Raw genomic sequence first — 25,617 nt, 5'->3', positions numbered from 1 at the left:
AAGAAGCTTGATATACGCTGTAATCGCGGTTGTTCTGAGTTACTTATTGGGCTCTGTTTCGTTTAGCATCGTGATCGCAAGACTTGTGAAAGGCATTGATATCCGCGAGCATGGCAGCGGCAACGCCGGTGCAACGAATACGATTCGCGTCCTGGGGAAAGGACCGGGTATACTCGTATTTGTGCTTGACTTCGCCAAAGGGATCGCCGCAGTGTGGATCGGACGAGCTCTTGGTCTCGACGAAGGAATCGACTGGACCCCTGCCTTGTGCGGTCTGGCGGCAATCATGGGCCATAATTGGCCGGTATATTTCAACTTCAAAGGCGGCAAAGGGATTGCGACAACGATTGGCGCAATCGCAGCGCTTGCCTTTGTACCGGCTTTGATTGCGGGCATTATTACGATTATCGTGATTGCCATTACGAGGTACGTGTCTCTTGGATCTCTCATCTTTGCTGCATTAACTCCTGTTCTTATCGCCATTTTCTATTATTCGGCTCCGGTAGTTACGGTAAGTCTCATCCTTTGTCTATTTGCCTTCGTACGTCACCGTACGAATATCGTGAAGCTGCTGAAAGGTACGGAGAACAAGCTGGGAGCTAAGAAAGGGTCGTGATTAGCGAATGACGACAGTTAAGCATAAAGGGCGTGCGGCAGTACTGGTAGCAGGCAGCTGGGGAACCGCGCTTGCCTCTGTATTGGCCGGCAACGGTTACGATGTTCAGCTATGGACTCGTTCCGCCGAACATGCGGAGCAGATGAACAGAGCCCGGACGAATGAAAAGTATTTGCCGGGTGTTGCGCTTCCGTCCTCGCTTCACGCGACTACGGATATGCAAGAAGCGCTAAGAGGCGCCGGACTGGCCTTGTTCGTCGCGCCTTCCTCGGCGATGAGAGCAGTTGCTAAGCAAGCTGCTCCTTATCTGGAGGATGGCACTTTAGTTGTTCATGCAACAAAGGGCTTTGAAGCCGAAACCTTAAAACGGATGACGACGGTGTTATCGGAGGAGCTTAACCGTTCTGCGGAGTCAATCGTCGTATTGTCCGGGCCAAGCCACGCGGAGGAGGTCATCCGCAAGCAGCCGACCACGGTTGTTGTTGCTTCTGCCGATCTTCAGGCCGCAGAACAGGCGCAAGATGCTTTTATGAGTACATATTTCCGCGTGTATACGAACCCGGATGTCGTTGGCGTTGAAGTAGCAGGCGCTATCAAAAATATTATCGCCCTAGGTGCCGGCCTATCGGACGGACTTGGTTTTGGCGATAACGCAAAAGCCGCATTGCTTACCCGCGGTTTAGCTGAGATCAGCCGGCTCGGCACGGCCATGGGAGCCAATCCGCTAACCTTTGCCGGACTTGCGGGCGTTGGCGACCTCGTAGTGACTTGTACAAGCCAGCACAGCCGCAACTGGCGGGCAGGCTCCATGTTGGCCGACGGCACCCCTCTGGAGGAAGTGCTGGAGCGTATGGGAATGGTCGTAGAAGGGGTTAGAACGACCAGAGCAGCCAATGAGCTTGCGAAGCAATATGATGTACAAATGCCGATTACGGCCGAACTTTACAGCGTGTTGTTTGCGAATAACTCGCCGAAAGACGCGGTTCTCAATTTGATGGGCCGCTTAAAGACGCATGAAATTGAACAATTAGGCTAAGACACTTGCCTATACCAATCATCCGCCCTCCTCATATGATGTTCCAAGGCTAACGCTTATGAGGTCTTCAGCGACATTGAAGGAGGGCAAAAAAATGAGCAAGAATAATCTTTCCAAAGATGTTCTTAATGCAATAAATAAGAAAACCGGGAAAAACATTTCCGAGAATGCGGTTAAAAAATTGGCTAACGGCGTATCGGCTTCGACGATGCAAAATGAAGACGAACTCCGTAAACTGATTAAGCAAGTATCGGATATGGCAAAGGTTCCGGTCTCAGACAAAACGATGAACGATATTGTAAAAGCCGTGAAAGCAAGCGGTATGGGCATAGGCAATATTGAATCATTGATCAAAATGATGATTAAGTAAAGAATTCGCCAAAAAATCTGCCGATAGGAGCAGATTTTTTGGCTTTTTTTGTCCTTTTTTGTGCTTGATGTTATAATGAGTGTTGCATTTATTATGGTTATCGACTAGGGAGTAGATTAGTTCATGGATCCAATGACGAAGATGTGGGTATCTTTAATCGGAATCGGGTTGATGGCGATCGCCGCCGTTATCATTACATTTGCCCGGCTAAAGACAAAAGGAGTAATCAAATTTACGCTATCCTTTGTTTCCTTTATTTTGCTTGTATTCGGTTTTTTATGCGGGCTGATTGCCATTGTCTAAAGCAAGGTAGATACATACATAATGACAGTGCGAAAGGAATTCGATCGGCATGATTGAGTTGAAGGGGAGAACGAAAACGGCGGTTGTCGAGTCCGAAGTAGGGCAATCGCTGCTAAAGCACGCATTGAAAGCAAAGGTCGACTGGTCTTCGAATTGTACCCGCGGAACTTGCGCGAGATGCCGGTGCTACATAGAAGAAGGAGCAGCGGCTCTTGAAGGCATTACGGATGCGGAATGGGATCGGATGGAACCGGAGGAATTTGAGGACGGTTACCGTCTCGCTTGCCAGGCGATCGTGAAGAGCAGCGACATATCTATTAAAGCGGTTAACAAGCCTTATTTCTAACTTAGATGGAACGAAAGTAGCGTAAGGGAAGGATGTGCAGTGATGAACAATAACAATAGTACCTCCATAGACAAAGCTCTTGCTGCCATCGTCCGGGCGCTTGATGGCGTAGAAGCGGCTTGGGTATTGGGCGGCAGCAGCGGGTTGTTGCTGCGGGGTCTGCCATTGCCGGAAGAACCGAATGACATCGACTTATACACCGATGACGCCGATTATGACCTCTTGTATGAGCGTCTGACGCCATACGCGACAGACGTGAAGCAATTAAGCGAATGCGGCAATTATCGGTCCGTTCTTAGTCATTTTCTTGTGGAAGGCATTCCCGTAGAGCTTGTTGGAGGATTTGTTGTGCGGGCTAACGGCTGCCGTTATCAAACGGAAGTCCGTTCTGTGCTAAAGCCCTATTCGGAGTGTTTTACCTTGATTGACGAGGGAGTTTCTGTTCCCGTTGTTCCGCTTGCTCATGAATTATGGTTCAACATGCTTCGGGGCAGAGAAGACCGTCTTGCGTTAATAATGAATCACTATATAAAGAATGTTTCGCTTCATGAGGAAGCAAGAAACACTCTTGAAGCGCGTAACCTACTGACCGTTCAGGCGAAAAAACGGATGAACGAACAGCTCATTTATTGTCAGGCAGGTGCGGCGCTATGAGCACAAAAGTGACGTTCTGGCCTTCAGGCGTGTCCGTTGAAGTAAAGCCGGGAACTTCGATTTTGTCGGCGGCCCGCAAAGCAGGGATCCTTATTCAGACTCGCTGTGGCGGCAATGCGGCTTGCTTTATGTGCAAAGTTCAGATCAGGCCGGGCAGCGATTTGCTGCCTATGGCGGATGAGGAACGAAGGAAGTTGGCCGGTCTCGAGCAGCAAGGTTTCAGACTGGCTTGCCAGGCGAAGGCACGCGGCGACGTTCAGGTCGATGTACCGCTTGATCCGCTTCGGGCCGCGGTACAGAAGCTTCTTGCGAAGCAGGCGGAAGAAAACGACGATTTATGGTAGAACGGGGAGGATCAGCAAGTGATGAGGGGTAGAAAGAGAGAATTGCGTTCGGCAGCGGTTAGCCGCTCGGTCATGCTTATAACGTTGATTGCGGCTGTTATTTCGATCAGCGGCTGCATGTATCCAAAAAGCGAAATGAAGCAGAATCAAGTTGCTCCAAAAGAAGCTGTCCGCAACGTACAGGCAGCGATTGATCAATATCAGTCGGAGACCGGAATGCTGCCGATGAAAAACAGCTCCGAAGATACGCCTGTATATGAGAAGTTTCTTGTTGACTTTTCTCAGCTGACGAATAAAGGGTACATAAGCTCAATACCTACTGCAGCGTTTGAGAACGGCGGCAATTATTACTTCTTGATTATTAATGAAGAGACCAAACCGCAAATCAAACTTATGAATCTGGTAACCTATCAGCAGGCGAACGATATTCAAAGCTGGGTTAACGATTACAAGAACAGCCATGATGGCCAATTGCCGGCAAGCGGACAAGCTTATCCGGGTTATTCTTACATTGATTATAAAGCGATGAACAAAAAATCGCCTGATCTGCGAAGCGACTATTCCTTCCAGACGTTAGCCGCAATGATGGATGAGACCGGTCGCGTTTATATCGACTATGGCCCTGATATCATGCAGGTCATTCAGAAACACAGCGATGTTAAACCGAGCGCTGACGCGGATCTTCGCACGGTTCTCGTTGATTCCGATCAATACGTTCCGGTTAAAGCCCCAGCTTATCATTGGGTTAATAACGAGCCGCAGGCCGTTAAATCATAAGCGCAATTCTGGCGCGGCACATGATCCTCATTACTATCCTTTACGGGACCGGTAATGAGGATTTTTTGGTATAGAAATCTTTACATCTTCATATAACTCAATCTTGGAAGGGCAAGAACGTGACTGACTTTAGGGGAAAAATTGTGAAAGGAAATGGAATAATCGGTAGGCTAGGACAATATGCTATTACTAGTCCAACAAAGCTGTACGAGTTTGCGTCGCTAGCCTGCCCTCTTGTCCGGTGGAAGGCGGCGAATACCGGAAAATCAATTGGGAGGGGATATTCAGTGGAGAAAGTGGACATTTTCAAGGATATAGCCGAGCGTACCGGCGGGGATATTTACCTCGGGGTAGTAGGGGCTGTCCGTACGGGCAAATCAACGTTTATCAAACGGTTTATGGAGACGGTTGTGCTTCCGAATATGGCAAGCGAAGCCGAGCGCGTAAGAGCCGTTGATGAGCTTCCTCAAAGCGCCGCGGGTAAAACGATCATGACGACAGAACCGAAGTTTGTACCGAACCAAGCGGTGCAACTACGCGTAAGCGAAGGACTTGATGTTAATGTAAGGCTTGTGGACTGCGTTGGTTACGCCGTTGAAGGGGCAAAGGGATACGAGGACGAGAATGGTCCCCGCATGATTACGACGCCTTGGTTCGACGAACCGATCCCGTTCCAAGAGGCGGCGGAGATCGGCACCAGAAAAGTTATTCAAGAGCATTCTACCCTTGGCGTAGTTGTTACTACGGATGGCACAATCGCCGAAATCCCGCGTTCCTCCTATGTAGAAGCGGAAGAACGTGTCATCGGCGAATTGAAGGAAGTTGGCAAGCCGTTCGTCCTGATCATTAACTCCACGCGCCCTCGCAGCGAAGAAGCGATTCAACTTCGCGGTGAGCTGCAGGCGAAATATGATATTCCGGTTATTACGATGAGCGTAGCAACGATGGGCGAAGAAGAAGTAATGTCCGTCCTGCGCGAAGTGCTCTACGAGTTCCCGGTCCATGAAGTCAATGTGAATCTGCCAAGCTGGGTCATGGTTCTGAACGAAAACCACTGGCTGCGCAGCAATTATGAAAACTCGGTACGCGATACGGTAAAAGATATTCGCAGATTGAGAGACGTCGATCGCGTGGTCTCGCAGTTCTCTGACTATGATTTCATCGCTAGAGCCGGCCTCAGCGGAATGAATATGGGTCAAGGCGTGGCGGAGATTGATCTCTTCGCTCCGGATGAACTGTATGACCGCATCCTCATGGAGGTAGTTGGCGTTGAAATCCGCGGCAAGGATCATCTGCTTCAGCTGATGCAGGAATTCTCGCATGCGAAGCGGGAATACGACCGGTTCGCGGAAGCTCTGGAGATGGTTAAGGCAACCGGTTATGGTATTGCTGCTCCAACGCTTGCGGAGATGGCTCTGGATGAGCCGGAGCTTATCCGCCAGGGCTCCCGTTTCGGAGTAAGGCTGAAAGCGACCGCGCCTTCGATTCACATGATCCGCGTCGATGTAGAATCCGAATTCGCGCCGATTATCGGGTCGGAGAAACAGACCGAAGAGCTGGTCCGCTACCTGATGCAGGACTTCGAAGCAGACCCGATCAAAATCTGGGAGTCCGACATATTTGGCAGATCCCTTCATTCCTTAGTACGCGAAGGCATCCAAGGCAAAATCGCCATGATGCCGGACAATGCGCGCTACAAGCTTCAAGAAACGCTCGGTAGAATCATTAATGAAGGATCCGGCGGACTTATTGCCATCATCCTCTAGATTCTCAAAAGAAGAGAACGGTTGAACCGGTTTAAACACCGGATCAGCCGTTCTTTTTTTGCGTTCAAGATCAGCCTGAAGCTTGTAACAAAAAATTCATTGCAATTATGTTCAGCGGTTAATATAATGCAATTGTTGAACGTTTCGATATTTTTCGACAATAATGTTCGGATTTGTCGAAACGATCTCTATTTCGAATGATATTACTTAAATTCCGATTGACATACTTGGTAAAAGTGATATGATTACAAATAGAAAATTCATCTATCATATGGTTACATAAAAAAAGGGAGAGAAGCACATGAAAAAATGGGGTAAAGTTTCATTAACGCTGCTTGTTGCGATCATTCTGGTTATTGCATCGGCTTGCGGCAACAAAACAAACAACAACAATTCCGCTAATTCCGAAGCTAGCAATAATGCTGCTGCTGAAGCGTCCACATCGCCGGAAGCATCCGGCAACAGTGAGCTTGACGCATTGAAAGGCAAAAAAGTAGCACTTGTTATGCAGTTCAATACAGGTACATTCTCTTCGCAATACGTAGAAGGCGTGAAAGAGCAAGTTGAGAAATTCGGCGGCTCCGTGCAAGTATTCGCTTCCGATAATGACCTTGCAAAAATGTCTTCCAACCTGGATGCTGCGGTTAACCAAGGCTTCGACGGGATCCTGATCGACCACGGCCAAGCGGGCGCGCTCGAGCAAGGCATTAAGAAAGCGCAAGCAAAAGGAATCAAAGTTGTCGTATTCGACGCTGACGTGAAAATTGACGGCGTGCCAGTTCTTCAACAGGATAACAAATCGATGGCTGAATTGACGCTTGAGCAACTGGCGAAAGACGCTGGCGGCAAAGGGAATATCGTTAAAGTATGGGTAGCCGGTTTTGCTCCAATGGAACGCCGTCAACTGGCGTACAAAGATTTCCAAGCTAAATACCCGGACATTAAAGAAATCGCGGCTTTCGGCAACGCCAACAACCCTGCTATGGATACGCAAGCGCAAATGGAAGCGATTCTGAAGCAATACCCGAACAAAGGCGACATTACGGCTGTTTGGGCAGCATGGGATGAATTCGCAAAAGGCGCAGCGCGCGCTATTCAGCAAGCAGGACGTACTGAAATTAAAGTATACGGCATCGACATGAGCGATGAGGATCTGCAAATGATTCAAGACAAGAACAGCCCTTGGGTTGCATCCGCCGCAGTAGATCCGAAAGATATCGGACGCGTTCAAGTTCGTACGTTGTATAAAGAATTCAAAGGCGAGCCTAACGATCCGATTCTCGTATTGAACGCTGTATATGTTAGCCGTGACGCTTTGCCGGCTGAGCAAGTGAGCACGACTCAACTGTCCCAATACGTTGACGGTTGGGGAAGCAGCACGCAAAACTATGAAGACTGGATGAAAGAGCTGGAAGGCTCCAAATAATCCGGATTTTACGTAGCCATTCTTTTTAGCGAGAGGTGCAAGGGCATGAGTGTTGCAAAGCAATTGCAAATGAAGGGGATCCGGAAATCGTTTTCCGGCGTCCCCGCCCTCCGCGATGTCGATTTCAACTTGCTTAGCGGCGAAGTACATGCGCTGCTAGGTGCCAACGGTGCCGGCAAAAGTACGCTGATGAAGATATTATCGGGTGCCTACAGCCAAGACGAAGGGACCGTTACGATCGACGGGCGGCAGGTTCATATAGCTTCACCTGCGGATGCCAAACAATTGGGCATCCATTGTGTTTATCAGGAAGTAGATACCGCTCTTGTTCCGCAGCTTAGCGTAGCCGAGAATGTCATGCTGGACAGCATTTCAAGCAAAGGCAGCAGCTTATGGCTGAATTGGCGCAAGCTGGAGAAGCAGGCGGAGGCAACATTGGCGCGGCTTGGAGCATCGATTCCCGTAAAGAAAAAAGCGGGAGATTTGACGCTTGCCGAGAAGCAGCTTGTTCTAATCGCGAGATTGCTTACCGAAAAAGCGAAATACGTTATTTTTGACGAGCCGACCGCACCGCTGAGCCTCGAAGAAGCGGAGCGGTTGTTCCGTGTTATTGGACAGCTGAAGGAAGAAGGGATCGGGATCGTCTTTATCTCCCATCGGCTTCCGGAAGTGTTCCAACTGTGTGATCGCATTACGGTTATGCGCGACGGTGAACGAGTCTTGACGGAACCAACATCGACGCTTACCATCGATGAAGTCGTTCAGGCGATGCTTGGCCGCGTATTTGTGGAGGAGTTCCCGAAAACAGAGGTTCCAATCGGTGATCCGCTTCTTGAAGTATCCGGCGTTACGCGTGGCCATCATGTGCGCAATGTCAGCTTTGAAGCCCGCAACGGTGAAGTTGTCGCCATTGTTGGTCTCGTAGGAGCCGGCAAAACCGAGCTTTCAAGAGTACTGTTTGGTGCCGACAAGGCAGACCAAGGGACCGTCTCGATCGGTAAAAAAGTGATCAAGAACAGCGAACCCGCGGACGCCATTGCGGGCGGGATCGTGCTCGTACCGGAAGAACGGCGGAAGCAGGGCATTCTTGTCGGGGAATCCGTCCAGCAGAATTTGAGTTTGCCGATCTTGAAGCTGATGACTAGAAACGGTTTTCTTTCGGGAAGAAAGGAGTCTAATAACGCGGCTGCTATTATCGGCAAGCTCGGGATTAAGACCTCTTCCGCGCAGCAAAAAACGGGTCAGTTAAGCGGCGGTAATCAGCAGAAGGTATCCATCGGCAAATGGCTGCCGACGGGTGCGGAGGTTTATTTGTTCGACGAGCCGACCAAAGGGGTAGATATCGGCGCCAAAAGCGATATTTTCCGCATTATCGGTACACTCGCCGAGCAAGGGAAGGCCATTGTTTACTTAACATGTGAATTTGCAGAAGCGATGGGCATTGCCGACCGGATTCTTGTCATGTGCGACGGTGCGCTCGTGAAGGAATTTGGACGGGGCGAAGCCACGCAAGAGCTGCTGATGCTGTATGCAAGCGGCGGCAAGGAGGAGCAGGCATGAGAGAGAAGTCACTAGATTTCATTTTTAAATTCGGATCGTTATTAGTTATTGCCCTGGTTATCCTATTCTTCTCGATGTGGGATGAGCATTTCTTTACGTATGCAAACCTATCCGACATCTTACGCTCGATTTCCATTACAACCTTCGTAGCGATTGGCGTAACGTTCTCTTTGACGGTTGACGGATTTGACTTGTCCGTAGGCTCTACCGTATCATTAACGACTGTCGCAACGGCAGCAATGATGGTCTGGTACGAACAACCGCTAGTTGTCGTAATTATTGTTGCTCTACTAATCGGTGCGTTGGTCGGACTATTAAATGCGCTATTAATCGTTAAAATCCGTATTCCGGACATGCTGGCGACTCTTGCCGTCATGTACATCATCGGTGGTATTCACAAGACTTATACGAAAGGCTACTCCATCTACAACAACATGCCAATGCCTGACGGCTCCACGGCTCCAGGCAAGTTCAGCGAATCGTTCTTGTGGCTTGGACAAGGCAAATTGCTAGGCGTACCCGTGCCTGTCGTTCTGATGATTATCGCCGTTATCGCCGTTCACCTGTTCTTTAAATACACGAGATGGGGACGCCAAATGTATACAACGGGCGGAAACGAAGAAGCTGCGCGCCTCTCCGGCGTACGCGTTAGACGCATTCGCACGGCTGCTTACATTGCTTCCGGCATTTTCGCGGCAATTGGCGGCATTTTGTATGCTGCGCGTGTCGGTACAGGCCAGATTGATGCCGGCGCTCCCATGATGATGGAATCGGTTGCTGCCGTCTTTATCGGCTATTCCGTGCTTGGCGCCGGCCGTCCTAATGTCGTTGGTACGTTCTTTGGAGCGATCCTGATCGGCGTGCTCTTGAACGGCATGACGATGATGAAGGTGCAATACTACGCGAATGATATCATCAAAGGCGTTGTCCTAGTGCTCGCTCTAGCTGTCACTTTTATTCATTTGTCCCGAAGACGAAGCGGATAATCATGAAAAAATGAATGAAAGTGCAAGGAACCTCTTCCGCCTACTTGAAATTGGAAAACGGCTGTATTACTATAAGTTTGTTTGAGGTCGAGGTATATTTTTCAAGTTTTCAGTAAATAAGAGGGATAAGATGACTCTTCATTTGCCTATTAGGGGAGGTGAAACAAATGAACAAAACCGATTTGATCAATAAAGTCGCTGAATTGTCCGATCTGTCGAAGAAGGACGCTACTAAAGCGGTTGACGCTGTATTCGAAGCAATCTCCGATGCTCTTCAAAGCGGAGACAAAGTACAGCTGGTTGGCTTCGGCAACTTTGAAGTTCGCGAACGCCAAGCCCGTAAAGGACGCAACCCGCAAACAGGCGAAGAGATTGATATCGCTGCAAGCAAAATGCCTGCATTCAAGCCTGGTAAATCTCTTAAAGACCTCGTTTCCAATTAATGCTTGAACATAGCGCCCGAACGCATCATGCGTTCGGGCGCTTTCTCGTGCCGGCTGCCAAGTCTTGCATGACGGCGGCGGTCTATAGTATAATCAGGCGCAGCAATAGGATGCTAGAGCGTTCAAGTGTGGATGCTTTCGAAGCAATGAAGTCCTCACAATGTGCCATAGCATGGCAAACTAGGTGATGATTCATTTTAGGAGGGTTAAGATGGAGCCGACTCAAGGTGATTACATCGTTATTAAAGCGAAGGATCAAGGCGTGCAGGTTATCGGTCTTACGCGTGGTCAGGATACCAAATTCCATCACACGGAGAAGCTGGACAAGAATGAGATATTGATCGTTCAGTTCACGGACCATACATCGGCGGTCAAAATCCGCGGCAAAGCTTCCGTAATGACAAAGCACGGTATGATTGAAACGGATCAATAATTATACGTACGGACAAACTCCCATGCGCAGAGAATGCGTATCGGGAGTTTTTTTGTGCATAGCTTGGCTTCTTTGGTTGTAAAATGGGATATAGGGAACTTTGGAACGATATCGTCTATTTGGATCAAGGGGGATTCCGCTATGCGTAAGGCTTATTTGACGGCGCTAGGCGCGGCGCTAGCAGTAACGGCGGTGATTGGCCTGCTGCCCCACTCCGGGGTTCACTCGGGGAGGGAGGTTGCCGTATTTCATCCCACTGGTCTGAAGCGATTGACAAGCAGCAATTTGGTTGATGCGATCATAGGCCTGCAGCTTAATGGAAACGTCGGAAAAGTAGATTGGAACCAGGCGGTGCTGACTGTCGAGATGCGGGCGGATGAAGAGAAGCAGGCAGACCGGTGGTACAAGGACATGGAGAAGTTGATCCGTTTGTCATTTACGCAAATGGACAATGTTAACCGTCTGCTGATCCGGTATGTGGATGCCAAGGATAATGGACGGATGTTGTTCGCGGCGGATGTTCGCCGGACAGACAGTTGGCTTAGCGAACACTTAAGCGAATTAAGCGACGCGGATCCCTTGCACGACGAGTTGTGGAGAAAACGTCTGCGTATTGCTTATACTTCTTTTCTCGAAGAGCGATTGGGACCGATTGATACCTATTCGACAGCACCGCTTCCGTCTTCTTGAAGGAGATGTATCGAAATATTGAACAATTCTCATCCGGATGCTTGTTTCGTATGCTCTAAGCGTAAAGATGTGCTATAATAGTTTAGATTATTTAGCGGCAATATGTGTTCGGAGGCTTACCCCATGAAACCTTATCGTATCAATGAACTCGCATCCAAGTATGTCGAGTATGACATGATTCAAACTTACACCGAGCTGCCTGCCTTTCCGGACCCAAGGCTGCGTCTTTTGCACGCTGTCCTGAATGAGCATGAAGCACTAGCTTCCAAGAGCGAGTTGTATACGCTTGTAGTATCTCTGGTTCAACTAGGCATGGACACCCATGATCTGATCGATACGGAGGATACTAGACGCACGGAGATGGAAATGAGGTCCAGACAGCTGAAAGTACTGGCCGGGGATTATTTCAGCAGCCGGTTTTATCAACTGCTATCGCAGGCCGGTCAAATCGCCATGGTATCGAAGATTAGCGCAGCTGTATGCGAAGTGAACCGATTGAAGATGGATCTTTACATAAAGATGCAGCGTTCGCAGCTGAAGGCTGAAGAATATCTGACTAAGCTGACTGCGCTGAAGAGCGAGATGTTTCAGCTGTTCACCGATTTGATGGAAGGCGCTTTTGTTAAGCTATGGCCGGAGATGCTGCAAGAAGTGAGCCGTTGCGAAACGGTTCTAGCTGAAATGGAGCGGTTCGATTCATCACCCCGGTTTTATCAAAGCTGGGCTTATTGGCATGTCATGCAGGAAGGCACGCCAGAGGAGCAGCAAAGTCTTGCTAAGCAGCCGGAGCAATCCTATGTTTATGATCTACTGGGAAAATACGAGTTGCAGAGCAAACTGGTTTCAAAACTTAAGTCTGCGGCTGACCGTCTGCGCCAAACGGCAGCCAAGCTGGAATCCGAACCGCTTAAGGAAGTCATTCAGGATATGGCGGATTCCTTCCTGGAGAAGATGTCAGCCCGCATCCGGGCCTAACGAAATGAGGGAAATGACAGATGAATGCTAATCCAAGCTCAAGTTCAAACTCGGGCTCTAGTTCGAAAGAACACGTACATGCGCTGTTTGAGAATATTGCGCCCAAATACGATATGATGAACGATGTGCTCAGCTTCCGCAGACATAAAGCGTGGCGGAAGTTTACGATGCGGAAGATGAATGTTCAGCCTGGCCAAACCGCGCTGGATTTGTGTTGCGGAACCTGCGACTGGACAATCGCACTAGCGAAAGCAAGCGGCACCGGCAATATTTCCGGCTTGGATTTTAGCCAGAATATGCTTGATGTAGGAGCCGTTAAGGTCAAGAACGAAGGTTTAAAGGAACAAATTACGCTCGTGCAGGGCAATGCGATGGAATTGCCCTTTGCCGATAACTCGTTCGACTATGTAACCATCGGCTTTGGGCTCCGCAATGTTCCGGATTATTTGCAGGTTCTGAAGGAAATGGAGCGAGTGGTGAAGCCAGGCGGCCTGGTTGTTTGTCTGGAGTTGTCCAAGCCGATGTGGCAGCCGTTCAAGGGGATGTATTATTTATACTTCGAGCGGATGTTGCCAATGATTGGCAAGTGGGTAGCCAAGCGCTTCGACGAATACAAGTGGCTTCCGGATTCCCTGAAGTTGTTCCCGGATGCCAAACAGTTATCCGATTTATTCCGGCAAGCCGGACTTCGTGACGTACAGGCCTTTCCGCTGACCGGCGGAATCGCGGCTCTTCACATCGGTACAAAGGAGAAATCGCAACAATGATTCGCAAACTACGCATTATTTTGGAAATGATAAAATTTGAACATTCCGTATTTGCTCTTCCATTTGCCTTTCTTGGCGCTGTTCTAGGGGCATTAGCGGTTAACAAGCAATTGCCCTCCTGGGGGGACATTGGATGGATTGCGCTTGCGATGGTTGGTGCCCGAAGCGCGGCCATGAGTTTGAACCGCGTTATTGACAAGGCGATCGACAAAGCTAATCCTAGAACGGCACAGCGGGCGTTGCCTGCAGGTTTATTGAAATCGGTTGAGGTCATTCTGTTTATTGTCGTATCGTTTGCATTGCTGTTTGTTGCGGCTGCAAACTTGGATCCGATTGCGATGAAGCTTCTCCCGATAGCGGTAGTCATGCTGGTCTTGTACTCGTATATGAAAAGAATCACTTGGCTTTGCCACGTATTCCTTGGTCTGACGATCGGTTTGTCGCCGCTTGGAGGTTGGGTTGCGGTAACGGGTTCGCTTAATGCTTCCGCGTGGGTGTTATACCTAACGGTCGCCCTGTGGATTGCCGGATTCGATATCGTGTATGCGACTCAGGACTACGAATACGACAAAGATAACGGTCTGCATTCCATCCCATCCAGATTTGGTCTTTCAAGAGCATTATGGATCGCGAGAGGGTTTCATATCGTGACGGCAGTTGGCTTCTTCGCTTTGTTTTGGATGACGGAACTGAGCTGGATTTACCTGCTTGGTACGGTCGTATCGATTCTGATGTTGTTCTATCAGCATTGGCTTGTTCGTCCGAACGATTTGTCCCGCGTACAGATTGCCTTCTTTGGAATGAACGGAACGTTAAGCGTTGTATTGTTTGCCTTTGCGATGTTTGATCTGCTGGTGGTGCACCAATGGTAGAAGAAGCAACCAGAGGAACAAGGACTAAACGATGGGTAGTCGGCATAACTGGAGCAAGCGGAGCGATTTACGGGATCCGGTTGATCGAAGAGCTGCTTCATGCGGGTTACCTTGTCCATATTGTAGTCACGGAGGCCGGCTGGCGCGTATTCAAGGAAGAGCTCGGCTGGGATACCAGCCGCCGCCAGGCGGCTCTGGAACAGAGGTTTGGCGATGCGTTTGCTGAGCGAAGACTTGTGTTCCATCCGAATGCGGATATCGGCGCAAGCATTGCTAGCGGTTCTTTCCGAGTGGAAGGAATGGCCATTGTGCCATGCTCGATGGGCTCGCTAGCTTCGATGGCCCGGGGCATATCGGATGACCTGCTCACCCGCGCGGCGGATGTGATGCTGAAGGAAGGACGCAAGCTGATCATTGTTCCGCGCGAGACGCCGCTGCATGCGATACATTTGGAGAATATGCTTACGCTCGCACGACTTGGTGTACGAATCATTCCGGCTATGCCGGCCTTTTATTATAAACCGCAGTCCATGGACGAAATGATTAATTTCCTTGTCGGCAAAGTGCTTGATAGCATGAATATCGAGCATCAATTATTTAGAAGATGGGGAGATGACATACATGACGGGCAGACTGAATAAATCACTTCGCGTGGGTCGCATTGATTATGCCAATGCTTGGCCGCTTTTTCATTACTTGGACGATTATGCCGAGCAAGCGGGCATCGATGTCGTATTGAAGGTCCCCGCACAACTGAACCGGCTGCTTCGTGAAGGGGAGATACAAGTTTCGGCTGTATCTTCCTTTGCTTACGGCATGAATGATCGGGATTATGTTCTGCTGCCGCATTTATCGGTTGGTTCGGAGGGAAAAGTAAATTCGATCTTTCTGTTTCTGAAGGAGCCGATCGAGAAGAAAACTCCGGAGCGGATTGCGGTTACAACCACGTCTGCCACATCGGTTAATCTTCTAAAAATTTTGATGAACAAGTATTACGAGCTTGAACCGGCATACGAACCGGCAGAACCGGAGCTTGACCAGATGCTCGAATGGGCGGACGGCGCTTTGCTTATCGGGGATCCGGCGATTCGCGAGTCTTGGGCAAACAAAGGGCTGACTGTAATTGATCTCGGCGAGGTATGGAACCAGTGGACCGGGCTTGCAATGACGTATGCCGTAATTGCGGCACGAAGAGAAGCCGTAGCGGCTTATCCGGAAGCCTTCGGGAGATTGTATAAGGCGTTTGCGGCGAGCAAAGAGAAAAGTCTAGCCGATCTGGAGCCGCTGATCAACAAAGCGTGCGAGCAGCTCGGCGGCGATCCGGCTTACTGGCAAATGTACTTTACTTCTCTGAATTACGATTTTGGTCCCAAGCAACAGGAAGGTTTGACCTTGTACTTCCGGTATGCGAAGGAGCTAGGCTTGCTCGATCATGAGGTAAGCCTGCATTTTTATCAAGAAGAAACTCTGCCGAACAGGTGAAAGAATGAAACTATTAGACATTTTTGCAAAGTTAAAAGGCGATATGTCCCGAATCGAGCAAGAGCTGGAGCGAAGCATATCGTTCGGCGATGAGCTGCTAAGCGAGACGTCTCTTCACCTGCTGAAGGCAGGGGGGAAACGGCTGCGCCCTGTGTTCGTATTGCTTGCGGGCAAATTCGGCCAATATGATCTTGATAAATTGACGAAAGTTGCCGTGCCGCTTGAACTTATTCATATGTCTTCCCTAGTGCATGACGATGTCATTGACGATGCATCGACACGGCGCGGACAGCTGACCGTCAAATCCAAATGGGATAACCGGATTGCCATGTATACGGGCGATTTCATTTTCGGCAAGGCGCTTACGATTGCCACCGAGCTGGATGATCCGTTTATTCATCAGATGCTCTCGAAATCGCTTGTGCAGATGAGTATTGGAGAGATGGAGCAAATCCGGTATTTCTTCAACACGGAACAAACCATCCGGGATTATCTGCTGCGGATTCGCCGGAAGACGGCGCTCTTGATCGCTATCAGCTGCCAGCTTGGCGCTGCCGCGGCCGGTGCCGACCGGGATGTTGTAAACCGTATGTACCGTTACGGATACAATGTCGGAATGACATTCCAGATTCGCGACGACATGCTGGATTTGTTCGGAACGGAGAAACAGATTGGCAAACCGCCGGGTTCGGATATTCGGCAAGGCAATATTACATTGCCCGTGATCTTGGCTCTGAAAGACGAGAAGGTGAAGGAGCCTCTAATGGAGCAAATCCGCCTTATTCAGGAGCATAATGGCAATGTAGATACCAAACCGGCAATAACTTTGATCAAAAGCAGCAAAGGCATTCAACTGGCAGACCAGCTGGCAGAAGATTACATTCAAAAAGCATTACACGCATTAGAGGGATTGCCGGGTATTGGAGCGAAAAAGAATTTGATCGACATTGCGCATTTTGTTGGCAAGCGCAATTACTAAATCAAGCAAACTTTCGAGAAGAGGGACACTCATGGAAAGAACATTTTTGATGATTAAACCAGATGGTGTACAACGCGGATTGATCGGTGAAATTGTTTCGAGGTTTGAGCGGAAAGGTCTGAAGCTTGTTGCTGCCAAGTTTATGGTTGTCAGCAGAGAGCTAGCGGAAACTCACTATGCCGAACATGAAGGCAAACCCTTTTACGAGCCGCTGCTGAACTTTATTACAGCCGGTCCTGTATTTGCGATGGTATGGCAGGGGGATAACGTGATTGCCCTTACCCGTGCCATGATTGGCAAAACGGATGCGGTTGATGCGATGCCCGGCACGATCCGTTCGGATTTTGCCGTACATACGAATTTGAATTTGATTCATGGCTCGGATTCTCCGGAAAGCGCAGCGCGGGAAATTGCGAATTTCTTCGCTCCGGAGCAGTTGGTTGAATACGAACATACGGTGCAGCGCTGGATCTAAGCCATTACTCACGCTGTCGTTACAACAGGAGGCGTCCATGTCGGAGGATCTGGATTTCAATCTATTTATCCAGCGAATGAAGGCTAAGACCAATATTGATTTATCGCAATACAAAGAAGCCCAGATGAAGAGGCGGCTCACTACGCTTCGCGAGAAGCACGGCCACGAGACGTTCGAAGCCTATTGGAGGGCCATTGAACACAATCGCAGCCTGTTGACGGAATTTCTGGACAGAATGACGATCAACGTATCTGAATTTTGGCGTAACCCGAACCGGTGGGAAGTGCTGCAAAGCCGTTTCCTGCCGGAAATGATGGGGCGGAGCGATAAGCTTAAGGTTTGGAGCGCCGCCTGTTCGACGGGAGAAGAACCGTACACAATCGCCATGATTATGTCGGAACTTGGGGCCTTGCACAAAGCATCCATAACGGCGACGGATTTGGATGCCGTCGTGTTGGACAAAGCCAAGGAAGGGCTGTATCTCGAACGCGCGCTGCGTGATGTGCCGGCCGCGTATAGGCAGAAGTATTTTCAACAAGAGCACGGCATGTTTGCGGTTACGGACAAACTCAAGAACGCAATCTCGTTTAAGCAGCAGAACTTGCTGCATGATGCGTTCGACCATTCTTATGATCTTATTATCTGCCGCAATGTCATGATCTATTTTACGGAAGAAGCCAAGCACTTATTGTATCAGAAATTCGCGCAAGCGCTCCGCCCTGGGGGATTGCTCTTTGTGGGCAGCACGGAGCAGATTTTTTCGCCTTCGCAATACGGCTTTGAATCCGCCGACACCTTTTTCTACAGAAGAATCGCAGAATAAGGATGTATACCGTTTTCCATCTGCTCCAATACTAAGGACAACCGACACTTTATTGGAGGATGACGATGGACAAGCGACAAGTGATTCATGCTTACCGAAGCGGAATCATAACCATTCAAGAATGCGCTCAAATTCTCGGTCTGGACAGCCGGCAGCTTCCCAATCTGATGAATCAGATGGCAGCCAAGGCGGAGCGGGAAACAGGCAAGCGCTTTGTGAACAGCTAACGCTTTCCATAGCCGCTCGTTAGGCGGATGTTAAGGCCAGGAATGGCTTTAACATCCGCCTTTTTATGTGCCTTCAAGATAGCCGGATTTCTTGTCAAAGCCCAAAGCCTGTACTATAATGAGCAAAGATGTTTACATAAGTACAATGACCGGAAATTTCAATAGTTAGGATGGTACAAATGATGCGCGAACTGAAAGTAGAGCTTGGCGAACGTTCTTATCCCATTTATATCGGCGAAGGCCTTTTGCAGGATGCGGCAACTTTTTTCAAAAACCATCAGATCAGCTTAAAGTCCCCGCTTATGATTATTACGGACGAACGCGTTGCTCCTCATTATCTGGAACCGCTCGAGAACCATCTCCGCGATGCGGGTTTTACGGTGGCCAACGCGGTTGTTCCTGCGGGTGAAAGCTCCAAATCGCTTACCATGCTGGAAGGTCTCGTGACCAAAGCGCTTGAAGCAGGTCTCGACCGCAAATCAACCATTGTGGCTCTTGGCGGCGGAGTTGTTGGCGATCTTGCTGGTTTCGTAGCAGCTTCGTACATGCGCGGCGTGAAGTTTGTACAGATTCCGACCACGATACTGGCGCATGACTCCAGCGTTGGCGGCAAAGTTGCGGTAAACCATCCGCTCGCCAAGAACATCATCGGCGCTTTCCATCAGCCTGAAATGGTGCTATATGATTTGAATACGCTGCAATCGCTGCCTCCGAGGGAAGTAAGCGCAGGCTTGTCGGAAGTCGTTAAGCATGGCCTGATTTGGGATGCGGAATTTACGGCATGGTGCGAAGACAATGCGGAGCGCCTGCTGGCGCTTGAGCCGGATGCGCTAGGCTATGCGCTATACAAAGGCTGCAGCGTTAAAGCTGCAGTTGTGTCCAAGGATGAGAGGGAGAACGATCTGCGCGCCATCTTGAACCTGGGCCATACGATTGGCCATGCGCTTGAAGCGGTTGCCGGCTACGGCGAACTTCTCCATGGTGAAGCCATTTCCATCGGCATGATCGGATCGGCTAGACTAGGCTTGCGTTACGGCGCTTCCGAGGAAGTATACACGACGACGAAACGTGTTCTATCCAAGATGGGACTTCCGGTTAAGTTGGCAGAGCATTTTGACGTGGAAGCCATTATGGATGCCATGATGCATGACAAGAAATTCAGCGAAAGCACGATGGTATTTGTTGTACCGACGGAGATTGGCAAGGTGGAGATCAAGAAGGATGTCCAGGCCGCTTGGGTACGTGAGATTGTCGAGCAATTGAAATTGGAGGCGTAAATAAAATGGCAGTTAGAGGAATTCGCGGCGCGATTACCGTAGAAGTAAACGAGAAAGAGCCGATGTTGCAAGCGACGCTTGAACTACTAAACGAGATTGTGCAACAAAACGGCATTGTACCGGATGATATTGCAAGTGTTTTTATTACCGTAACGCAAGATTTGGATGCTACATTCCCGGCTATTGCCATTCGTCAAATGGGCGGCTGGGATCTGGTGCCTCTCATGTGCGCGCTTGAAGTGCCCGTAAAAGGTAGCCTTGAGCGTTGCATCCGGTTCATGATTCACCTGAATACGGAGAAGTCGCAAGCCGAAATCAACCATGTCTACCTTGGCGGCGCACGAGTGTTGCGTCCGGATTTGTCAAAATCCTGATTGACGTGTCGCCTAATCGGTAGTATATTGAGTTCTAACAGTAGTTTTTAGCCAGAGAAGAGTAGTTAGAGAAGAGTAGTAAGAGAAGAGTAGCCAGTAGCAAGATAAGAGACAGGTAGTACAGGTAATTAGGGTAGCAGGCTTTAGAGTTGAGTAGAGATGAGAAGAGCAGAGACGAGTGCAGTTTAGTGGAGAATAGAAGGCTTGTTATTTATGTTTGGCGCAACGGTTATATTTCTAACTGGAATGCGTTAACGGCCTATTCTTTATTAGCATGCAATCTTGTTTGTATTCATCTTTAAATTCAACGCCCCTGCCCCTAGCAGGGGCTTTTTTAATTTCAAGAATTTAGAGGAGGAACTCTCCATGACAAACGAATTGCAGCAAGTAACGAAGCTAGCCGGCCAATATAATATTATTCCTATCGTTCGCTATATGCTTGCAGATACAGAGACGCCAATCCGGTTATTCCAACATTTCGCGAAAGAACAACATGCCTTCCTGTTGGAGAGCGTAGAGGGCGGAGTGAAATGGGCGAGATACTCCTTTATCGGTACGGATCCATTTATGATGCTGTATGGGAAAAACGGCAAAATGGTGCTTGAGCATAACGGAGAGGCGCAAGTGTTTGACGAGAAACCGATTGAGCTGCTGAAAGCTCAGCTTCGCGGCTACCGCAGCCCGTCGCTGCCGGAACTGCCGCCTTTTACGGGAGGCGCAATTGGTTATTTCGGATATGACCTTCTTCAATATTATGAGAACCTGCCGGCTCACCGGACGGATGACTTGCAAATGAATGACCTGCAGTTTATGTTTTGTGATCAAGTTATTGTATTTGATCATTTCAAGCAACAGCTTCAAATTATCGGTAATGTGCATATTCCCCAAGGGGCAACGGATGCGGATATTGAAAAAGCCTATAACCGCGCATTGGCCAAAATCGAAGCAACGATCGAACGTGTACAGCAGCCGATTAACGTGCCGGTTACGGCAGGCAACACGATCCCTACTGATCCCGAACTTGGTGATGTACAGTCGAACCTGACGAAAGAGCAGTTCATATCGAACGTCGAGCAAGCTAAGGAATATATCCGGTCGGGCGATATTTTCCAAGTGGTATTGTCCCAACGCTTCAGCATCGAAACAGAGGTTGATCCTCTTCATGTATACCGGGTGCTACGTACGATGAACCCTTCACCTTATATGTATTATTTGAAGATGGGCGAAGAAGTTATCGTTGGCACATCTCCGGAAGCGCTTGTCAAAGTAAACGGCGAACGCAAAGTAGAGACACGCCCGATAGCCGGTACAAGACCACGCGGCAAAACGACGGAGGAAGATAAAGCTCTGGAGGTAGAGCTTCTGGCCGACGAGAAGGAACGGGCAGAGCATCTGATGCTCGTGGATCTTGGGCGCAATGATATCGGCCGCGTATCGGAGTTTGGTTCCGTTCGTTGCGATTCCTACATGGAGATCGAACGTTACTCGCATGTCATGCACATCGTATCGAACGTCTCCGGCAAACTCCGGGAGGATAAAGATTTCTTTGACGCGTTTCTGTCCTGTCTTCCTGCGGGAACGGTATCCGGGGCTCCTAAGCTTCGGGCAATGGAAATTATCGCGGAGCTGGAGAACGAGGCGCGCGGCGCATATGCGGGCGCAATCGGATATCTGGGCTTTGGCGGTTCGCTGGACACTTGCATTACGATTCGCACGATTGTATTTAAGAACGGCAAAGCATACGTTCAAAGCGGAGCGGGCATCGTATGGGATTCCGTTCCGGAAAGCGAATATATAGAGACGGTGAACAAAGCGAAAGCAAGCCTGAAGGCGATTCGTGCCGCGGAAGCGATTTTTGGAGAACGAAAAAGCAAAACAGGTCATGCCGTTAACGCGGACTACTATGTAACAAGCGGAGAGGTGTTGTAAAATGAATTTGATGACAGAAACGGTGACTATGCAAAGCGCCCTTAACAAATTGATGAGCAGCACCGATCTGACTCGTGCAGAAGCCCGCGGCGTCATGGATATTATTATGAGCGGCAATGCCACATCCGCTCAAATTGCGGGCGTTGCTACCGCGCTTCGCATGAAAGGCGAAACAAAAGACGAGATTACGGGTTTTGCCGAAGTGATGCGCCAGCATTCAAGCCAAGTGCTGACGAAGCAAGAAGGATTGCTCGATACTTGCGGTACGGGCGGTTCCGGCATTCATAAGTTCAATATTTCGACGGCTTCCGCGATTATTGCTTCGGCTGCCGGTATCCGGGTAGCCAAACACGGCAACCGGGCCATGTCGGGCAAAGCAGGAAGCGCCGACGTATTGGAAGCGCTCGGCGTGAATATAACGCTGACTCCCGAGCAAGCGTCGGATTGCCTGAATGAGATCGGAATCTGCTTCATGTTTGCCCAGTTGTATCATCCTTCCTTGCGTCATGCAGCGGTACCGCGCCGGGAGTTAGGCGTCCGTACCATCTTCAATATGCTTGGTCCATTAACTAATCCGGCTGGTGCCGACCGTCAACTTATCGGATTGTATGACCGTACCAAGACGTCAACGATTGCAGCCGTATTAAATGAGCTTGGCGTAAAACGGGCCATGGTGGTAAGCAGCGTAGACGGATTGGATGAGATCAGCATTTCGGCGCCAACGCAAATCTCCGAGCTGCGGGGCGGTGAAGTGGTAACGTACGAGCTTACTCCGGAAGAGCTTGGACTGAACCGTTACCCGATCTCCGAAGTGATCGGCGGCGATCCTGAGACCAATGCAGCGTTGATCCGTTCGATCTTCAGCGGCGAACAACGCGGTGCTTACCGCGATATCGTGCTTGCTAACGCAGGGGCTTGCATCTATGTAGGCGGTTATGCGGACTCCCTCGTCGAAGGCGTAGCCCTTGCGGCCGAAATGATAGATTCCGGTAAAGCGAAGCAGCAATTACAGAAGCTTATTCAGACGACAGGAGAGTTGACTCATGTTTCTTGATAAAATCGTAGCAACGAAGCGGGAAGAGGTTGCTCATCTCGCTTCCGGGTTTCACTTGCCTGATTATGAACGCCAAATTGCCGGGCTGCCCGGCTGCCGCGGCTTTGAACGTGCGCTTACGAGCGGCCGGAAGCGGGAGATCGGACTTATTGCCGAAGTGAAGAAAGCTTCCCCTTCCAAAGGGCTGATCCGTCCTGAGTTCCATCCTGCAGAGCTTGCCATCGCTTATGAGCGCGCCGGTGCAGACTGCATTTCGGTATTGACGGACCGCGATTATTTCCAAGGCTCCAATGCTTATTTGAGCCTAATTAAAGAAAACGTCAGCAATCCGTTAATCCGCAAAGACTTCATTATTGATTATCGTCAAGTATATGAAGCTCGTCTTATCGGCGCGGATGCGGTACTATTAATAGCAGCAATTCTAACATCGGCTGAATTGTCCGAGCTGTACGATACGGCCAAATCGCTTGGGATGGACGTATTGGTCGAAGTGCATGACCGCGAAGAGTTGGAGCGGGTATTGGAGCTTGATAAAGCAACCTTGATTGGCGTCAACAATCGCGACTTGAAATCATTCGTAACGGATCTTCATACGACAGAAGCACTTATTGATCTTATGCCCAAAGGCGTTACGGTCATTAGCGAGAGCGGAATTGCCGGCCGGGCGGATATGGATTATCTTCAAACGGTTGGCGCGCATGGCGTGCTGATCGGAGAGCATTTCATGCGCCAGCCGGATGCGGGAGAAGCTGTCATTGATTTGATGGGACCGGTGACGCGGGGATGACGGCAACGCCAAGAATCAAGATTTGCGGATTAAAGGAAACAGCGACAATCGAGGCAATGGATGGACTTCCGTTTCATGAGATCGGATTTGTATTTGCTCCAAGCAAACGTCAGGTGAGCGCGGAAACAGCGGCTTCTCTAATTCGAGCGGTCAAGAGAATTCAGGCGGCAGACGGAACGGCTCCCCAAACGGTTGGCGTATTCGTTAATCCATCCGTCGAAGTGCTTGCGGCGATTGTGGAGCAAGCGCCTCTTGATATCGTACAGTTGCATGGGCAAGAGACCCCCGATTTTTGCCGGTTAGCGAAAAACAATCTCCAAACGAAGGTATGGAAGGTATTGTCCATAGGACAAGATGGCGTCAGTGCAATAGAGCGGATATCCGCTTATAGCGGCGCGGTTGATGCCATTCTGATCGATACGGCCGGCGGCGGCACCGGCCAAACCTTTGATTGGCAGGTTATTGCACAATATCAGGAAGCTGCTGCAGCTATACATGTACCGCTATACGTGGCAGGAGGGCTTAATCCCGATAACGTCGGGGATCTTCTGGCAGACAATCAAGTAGACGGAATTGATGTATCGAGCGGGGTCGAAACAGACGGCTGCAAAGATATCGAGAAGATTAGATTATTCGTAAGAAAGGTGATTGAACGATGAACCAAGTACCAGACGAGAACGGACGCTTTGGCAAATTCGGCGGCCGTTATGTACCGGAAACACTGATGAACGCTTTGCTGGAGCTGGAAGAAGCGTATAAGCGCAATTCGCAGGATCCTACTTTCCAGCAGGAAGTCCATGATTTGTTGCACAAATACTCAGGCCGTCCAACGCCGTTATATTATGCGGAACGGTTAAGCGAGCATCTTGGCGGCGCAAAAATCTATCTGAAGCGCGAAGATCTGAACCATACCGGCGCTCACAAAATCAACAATACAATCGGCCAAGCTTTGCTTGCCAAACGTATGGGCAAAACAAAAGTAATTGCTGAAACGGGCGCAGGCCAGCACGGAGTTGCTTCTGCGACGGTTGCTGCTTTGCTTGGTCTCGAATGCAAAGTATTTATGGGCGAAGAAGACATGAAACGCCAACAGCTTAACGTATTCCGGATGCAGCTGCTTGGAGCGGAAGTGGTACCCGTTGTATCGGGCACTCGAACGCTTAAGGATGCCTGCAACGAAACGCTTCGCTACTGGGTAAGCCATGTTGACGATACGTTTTATATTCTGGGATCGGCTACCGGCCCGCATCCATATCCAATGATGGTCCGCGATTTCCAGCGCATTATCGGGGACGAATCCCGCAAGCAGATTGTAGAAGTCGAGGAACGTCTACCTGACTATGTTGTCGCGGCGGTTGGCGGCGGCAGCAATGCCATTGGCATTTTCTATCCGTTTATTGGCGATGAGTCTGTTCGTCTTGTTGGTGTTGAAGCAGCGGGACGCGGCATTAATACGGAAGAACACGCGGCAACGATGACAATGGGCAGCCACGGCGTGTTCCAAGGATCGCTTAGCTACTTGCTTCAAGATCAGCACGGCCAAGTTCAGCCCGCCCACTCGATATCAGCAGGTCTGGATTACCCGGGTATAGGACCGGAGCATGCCTACCTGAAAGATTCCGGCCGCGCGGAATACTTCCCGATTACCGACGCGGAAGCGCTTGATGCGCTCCAGCTGTTGTCCCGGACGGAAGGAATCATTCCGGCATTGGAATCGGCTCATGCCATCGCGCAAACGATCAAGCTTGCTCCAACGCTGGATAAAGACAAGATTGTTGTCGTAAGCTTGTCCGGACGCGGGGATAAAGACGTAGAAGCGATTATGGGTTACCTGGGAGGTGTTTAA

At 49.7% G+C, this 25,617-nt stretch carries 31 protein-coding genes; all 31 read left to right on the top strand.

Annotated features, from left to right (window positions below; translation table 11 throughout):
• Positions 1–7: 7 nt before the first annotated feature.
• Positions 8–616 carry a glycerol-3-phosphate 1-O-acyltransferase PlsY gene (gene plsY, locus QQK89_RS16770; protein WP_284239785.1) on the top strand — a complete coding sequence of 203 codons (609 nt, stop codon included), beginning with the start codon at positions 8–10 and terminating at the stop codon, positions 614–616.
• A gap of 7 nt (positions 617–623) precedes the next feature.
• Positions 624–1,652: an NAD(P)H-dependent glycerol-3-phosphate dehydrogenase gene (locus QQK89_RS16765; RefSeq protein WP_284239784.1), complete on the top strand. Its 1,029-nt coding sequence runs from the start codon at positions 624–626 to the stop codon at positions 1,650–1,652.
• Between the two features lie 94 nt (positions 1,653–1,746).
• Positions 1,747–2,022: a stage VI sporulation protein F gene (locus tag QQK89_RS16760; protein WP_284239783.1), complete on the top strand. Its 276-nt coding sequence runs from the start codon at positions 1,747–1,749 to the stop codon at positions 2,020–2,022.
• A 123-nt stretch (positions 2,023–2,145) separates the two neighbouring features.
• On the top strand, positions 2,146–2,325 hold the full coding sequence (locus QQK89_RS16755; protein WP_284239782.1) for a DUF2768 family protein: 180 nt from the start codon (positions 2,146–2,148) through the stop codon (positions 2,323–2,325).
• A gap of 49 nt (positions 2,326–2,374) precedes the next feature.
• Entirely contained in the window at positions 2,375–2,671 is a 297-nt protein-coding gene (locus QQK89_RS16750; RefSeq protein ID WP_284239781.1) for a 2Fe-2S iron-sulfur cluster-binding protein, read from the top strand.
• Between the two features lie 42 nt (positions 2,672–2,713).
• Positions 2,714–3,325, top strand: a complete 612-nt coding sequence (locus QQK89_RS16745) for a hypothetical protein (protein ID WP_284239780.1) — start codon at positions 2,714–2,716, stop codon at positions 3,323–3,325.
• Complete coding sequence (locus QQK89_RS16740; protein WP_284239779.1) at positions 3,322–3,669, top strand: 2Fe-2S iron-sulfur cluster-binding protein; 348 nt, start codon at positions 3,322–3,324, stop codon at positions 3,667–3,669. The genes QQK89_RS16745 and QQK89_RS16740 overlap by 4 nt, the downstream gene beginning before the upstream one ends.
• A gap of 18 nt (positions 3,670–3,687) precedes the next feature.
• On the top strand, positions 3,688–4,446 hold the full coding sequence (locus QQK89_RS16735; RefSeq protein ID WP_284239778.1) for a hypothetical protein: 759 nt from the start codon (positions 3,688–3,690) through the stop codon (positions 4,444–4,446).
• Between the two features lie 287 nt (positions 4,447–4,733).
• Positions 4,734–6,212, top strand: a complete 1,479-nt coding sequence (gene spoIVA, locus QQK89_RS16730; RefSeq protein WP_284239777.1) for a stage IV sporulation protein A — start codon at positions 4,734–4,736, stop codon at positions 6,210–6,212.
• A 301-nt stretch (positions 6,213–6,513) separates the two neighbouring features.
• Complete coding sequence (locus QQK89_RS16725; protein WP_284239776.1) at positions 6,514–7,638, top strand: sugar ABC transporter substrate-binding protein; 1,125 nt, start codon at positions 6,514–6,516, stop codon at positions 7,636–7,638.
• Between the two features lie 45 nt (positions 7,639–7,683).
• Positions 7,684–9,198 carry a sugar ABC transporter ATP-binding protein gene (locus tag QQK89_RS16720; protein ID WP_284239775.1) on the top strand — a complete coding sequence of 505 codons (1,515 nt, stop codon included), beginning with the start codon at positions 7,684–7,686 and terminating at the stop codon, positions 9,196–9,198.
• Positions 9,195–10,184: an ABC transporter permease gene (locus QQK89_RS16715; protein ID WP_284239774.1), complete on the top strand. Its 990-nt coding sequence runs from the start codon at positions 9,195–9,197 to the stop codon at positions 10,182–10,184. The genes QQK89_RS16720 and QQK89_RS16715 overlap by 4 nt, the downstream gene beginning before the upstream one ends.
• 167 nt (positions 10,185–10,351) lie before the next feature.
• A complete protein-coding gene (locus QQK89_RS16710) occupies positions 10,352–10,627 on the top strand; it encodes an HU family DNA-binding protein (protein WP_127494178.1) in 276 nt (91 codons plus the stop codon).
• Between the two features lie 211 nt (positions 10,628–10,838).
• Positions 10,839–11,060, top strand: a complete 222-nt coding sequence (gene mtrB / locus QQK89_RS16705; protein WP_284239773.1) for a trp RNA-binding attenuation protein MtrB — start codon at positions 10,839–10,841, stop codon at positions 11,058–11,060.
• Between the two features lie 141 nt (positions 11,061–11,201).
• Positions 11,202–11,750, top strand: coding sequence for a hypothetical protein (locus tag QQK89_RS16700; RefSeq protein ID WP_284239772.1), 549 nt, complete (start codon positions 11,202–11,204; stop codon positions 11,748–11,750).
• A 123-nt stretch (positions 11,751–11,873) separates the two neighbouring features.
• A complete protein-coding gene (locus QQK89_RS16695; protein WP_284239771.1) occupies positions 11,874–12,725 on the top strand; it encodes a heptaprenyl diphosphate synthase component 1 in 852 nt (283 codons plus the stop codon).
• A gap of 20 nt (positions 12,726–12,745) precedes the next feature.
• Complete coding sequence (locus tag QQK89_RS16690) at positions 12,746–13,492, top strand: demethylmenaquinone methyltransferase (protein ID WP_284239770.1); 747 nt, start codon at positions 12,746–12,748, stop codon at positions 13,490–13,492.
• Positions 13,489–14,364 (top strand): UbiA-like polyprenyltransferase, encoded by an 876-nt coding sequence (locus QQK89_RS16685; protein WP_284239769.1) that lies wholly within the window; start codon positions 13,489–13,491, stop codon positions 14,362–14,364. The genes QQK89_RS16690 and QQK89_RS16685 overlap by 4 nt, the downstream gene beginning before the upstream one ends.
• Positions 14,358–15,005, top strand: a complete 648-nt coding sequence (locus QQK89_RS16680; protein WP_284239768.1) for a UbiX family flavin prenyltransferase — start codon at positions 14,358–14,360, stop codon at positions 15,003–15,005. Before QQK89_RS16685 ends, QQK89_RS16680 begins: the two co-directional genes overlap by 7 nt.
• Entirely contained in the window at positions 14,986–15,846 is an 861-nt protein-coding gene (locus QQK89_RS16675) for a menaquinone biosynthesis protein (protein ID WP_284239767.1), read from the top strand. Before QQK89_RS16680 ends, QQK89_RS16675 begins: the two co-directional genes overlap by 20 nt.
• A 4-nt stretch (positions 15,847–15,850) precedes the next feature.
• Positions 15,851–16,825, top strand: coding sequence for a polyprenyl synthetase family protein (locus QQK89_RS16670; RefSeq protein ID WP_284239766.1), 975 nt, complete (start codon positions 15,851–15,853; stop codon positions 16,823–16,825).
• Positions 16,826–16,856: 31 nt separating this feature from the next.
• On the top strand, positions 16,857–17,300 hold the full coding sequence (gene ndk / locus QQK89_RS16665) for a nucleoside-diphosphate kinase (RefSeq protein ID WP_284239765.1): 444 nt from the start codon (positions 16,857–16,859) through the stop codon (positions 17,298–17,300).
• 37 nt (positions 17,301–17,337) lie between these two features.
• Positions 17,338–18,123 carry a CheR family methyltransferase gene (locus QQK89_RS16660; protein WP_284239764.1) on the top strand — a complete coding sequence of 262 codons (786 nt, stop codon included), beginning with the start codon at positions 17,338–17,340 and terminating at the stop codon, positions 18,121–18,123.
• Between the two features lie 65 nt (positions 18,124–18,188).
• Positions 18,189–18,350, top strand: coding sequence for a hypothetical protein (locus QQK89_RS16655; RefSeq protein WP_284239763.1), 162 nt, complete (start codon positions 18,189–18,191; stop codon positions 18,348–18,350).
• A gap of 179 nt (positions 18,351–18,529) precedes the next feature.
• Positions 18,530–19,627 (top strand): 3-dehydroquinate synthase, encoded by a 1,098-nt coding sequence (aroB, locus tag QQK89_RS16650; protein WP_284239762.1) that lies wholly within the window; start codon positions 18,530–18,532, stop codon positions 19,625–19,627.
• Between the two features lie 5 nt (positions 19,628–19,632).
• Positions 19,633–20,001 (top strand): chorismate mutase, encoded by a 369-nt coding sequence (gene aroH / locus QQK89_RS16645; RefSeq protein ID WP_284239761.1) that lies wholly within the window; start codon positions 19,633–19,635, stop codon positions 19,999–20,001.
• Positions 20,002–20,367: 366 nt separating this feature from the next.
• The gene (trpE, locus tag QQK89_RS16640) at positions 20,368–21,930 is read left to right on the top strand and encodes an anthranilate synthase component I (RefSeq protein ID WP_284239760.1); all 1,563 of its coding nucleotides are present in this window, start codon (positions 20,368–20,370) and stop codon (positions 21,928–21,930) included.
• Between the two features lies 1 nt (position 21,931).
• Positions 21,932–22,984: an anthranilate phosphoribosyltransferase gene (gene trpD, locus QQK89_RS16635; protein WP_284239759.1), complete on the top strand. Its 1,053-nt coding sequence runs from the start codon at positions 21,932–21,934 to the stop codon at positions 22,982–22,984.
• Positions 22,974–23,771, top strand: coding sequence for an indole-3-glycerol phosphate synthase TrpC (gene trpC / locus QQK89_RS16630; RefSeq protein ID WP_284239758.1), 798 nt, complete (start codon positions 22,974–22,976; stop codon positions 23,769–23,771). The genes trpD and trpC overlap by 11 nt, the downstream gene beginning before the upstream one ends.
• Entirely contained in the window at positions 23,768–24,430 is a 663-nt protein-coding gene (locus QQK89_RS16625; protein ID WP_284239757.1) for a phosphoribosylanthranilate isomerase, read from the top strand. The genes trpC and QQK89_RS16625 overlap by 4 nt, the downstream gene beginning before the upstream one ends.
• Entirely contained in the window at positions 24,427–25,617 is a 1,191-nt protein-coding gene (gene trpB / locus QQK89_RS16620) for a tryptophan synthase subunit beta (RefSeq protein ID WP_284239756.1), read from the top strand. The genes QQK89_RS16625 and trpB overlap by 4 nt, the downstream gene beginning before the upstream one ends.

This window comes from Paenibacillus glycanilyticus (assembly GCF_030161375.1).
GTDB classification, from domain to species: domain Bacteria; phylum Bacillota; class Bacilli; order Paenibacillales; family Paenibacillaceae; genus Pristimantibacillus; species Pristimantibacillus glycanilyticus_B.
Note: the sequence above shows the minus strand (reverse complement) of the source record. Positions and strands in the feature narration are given on the sequence as shown.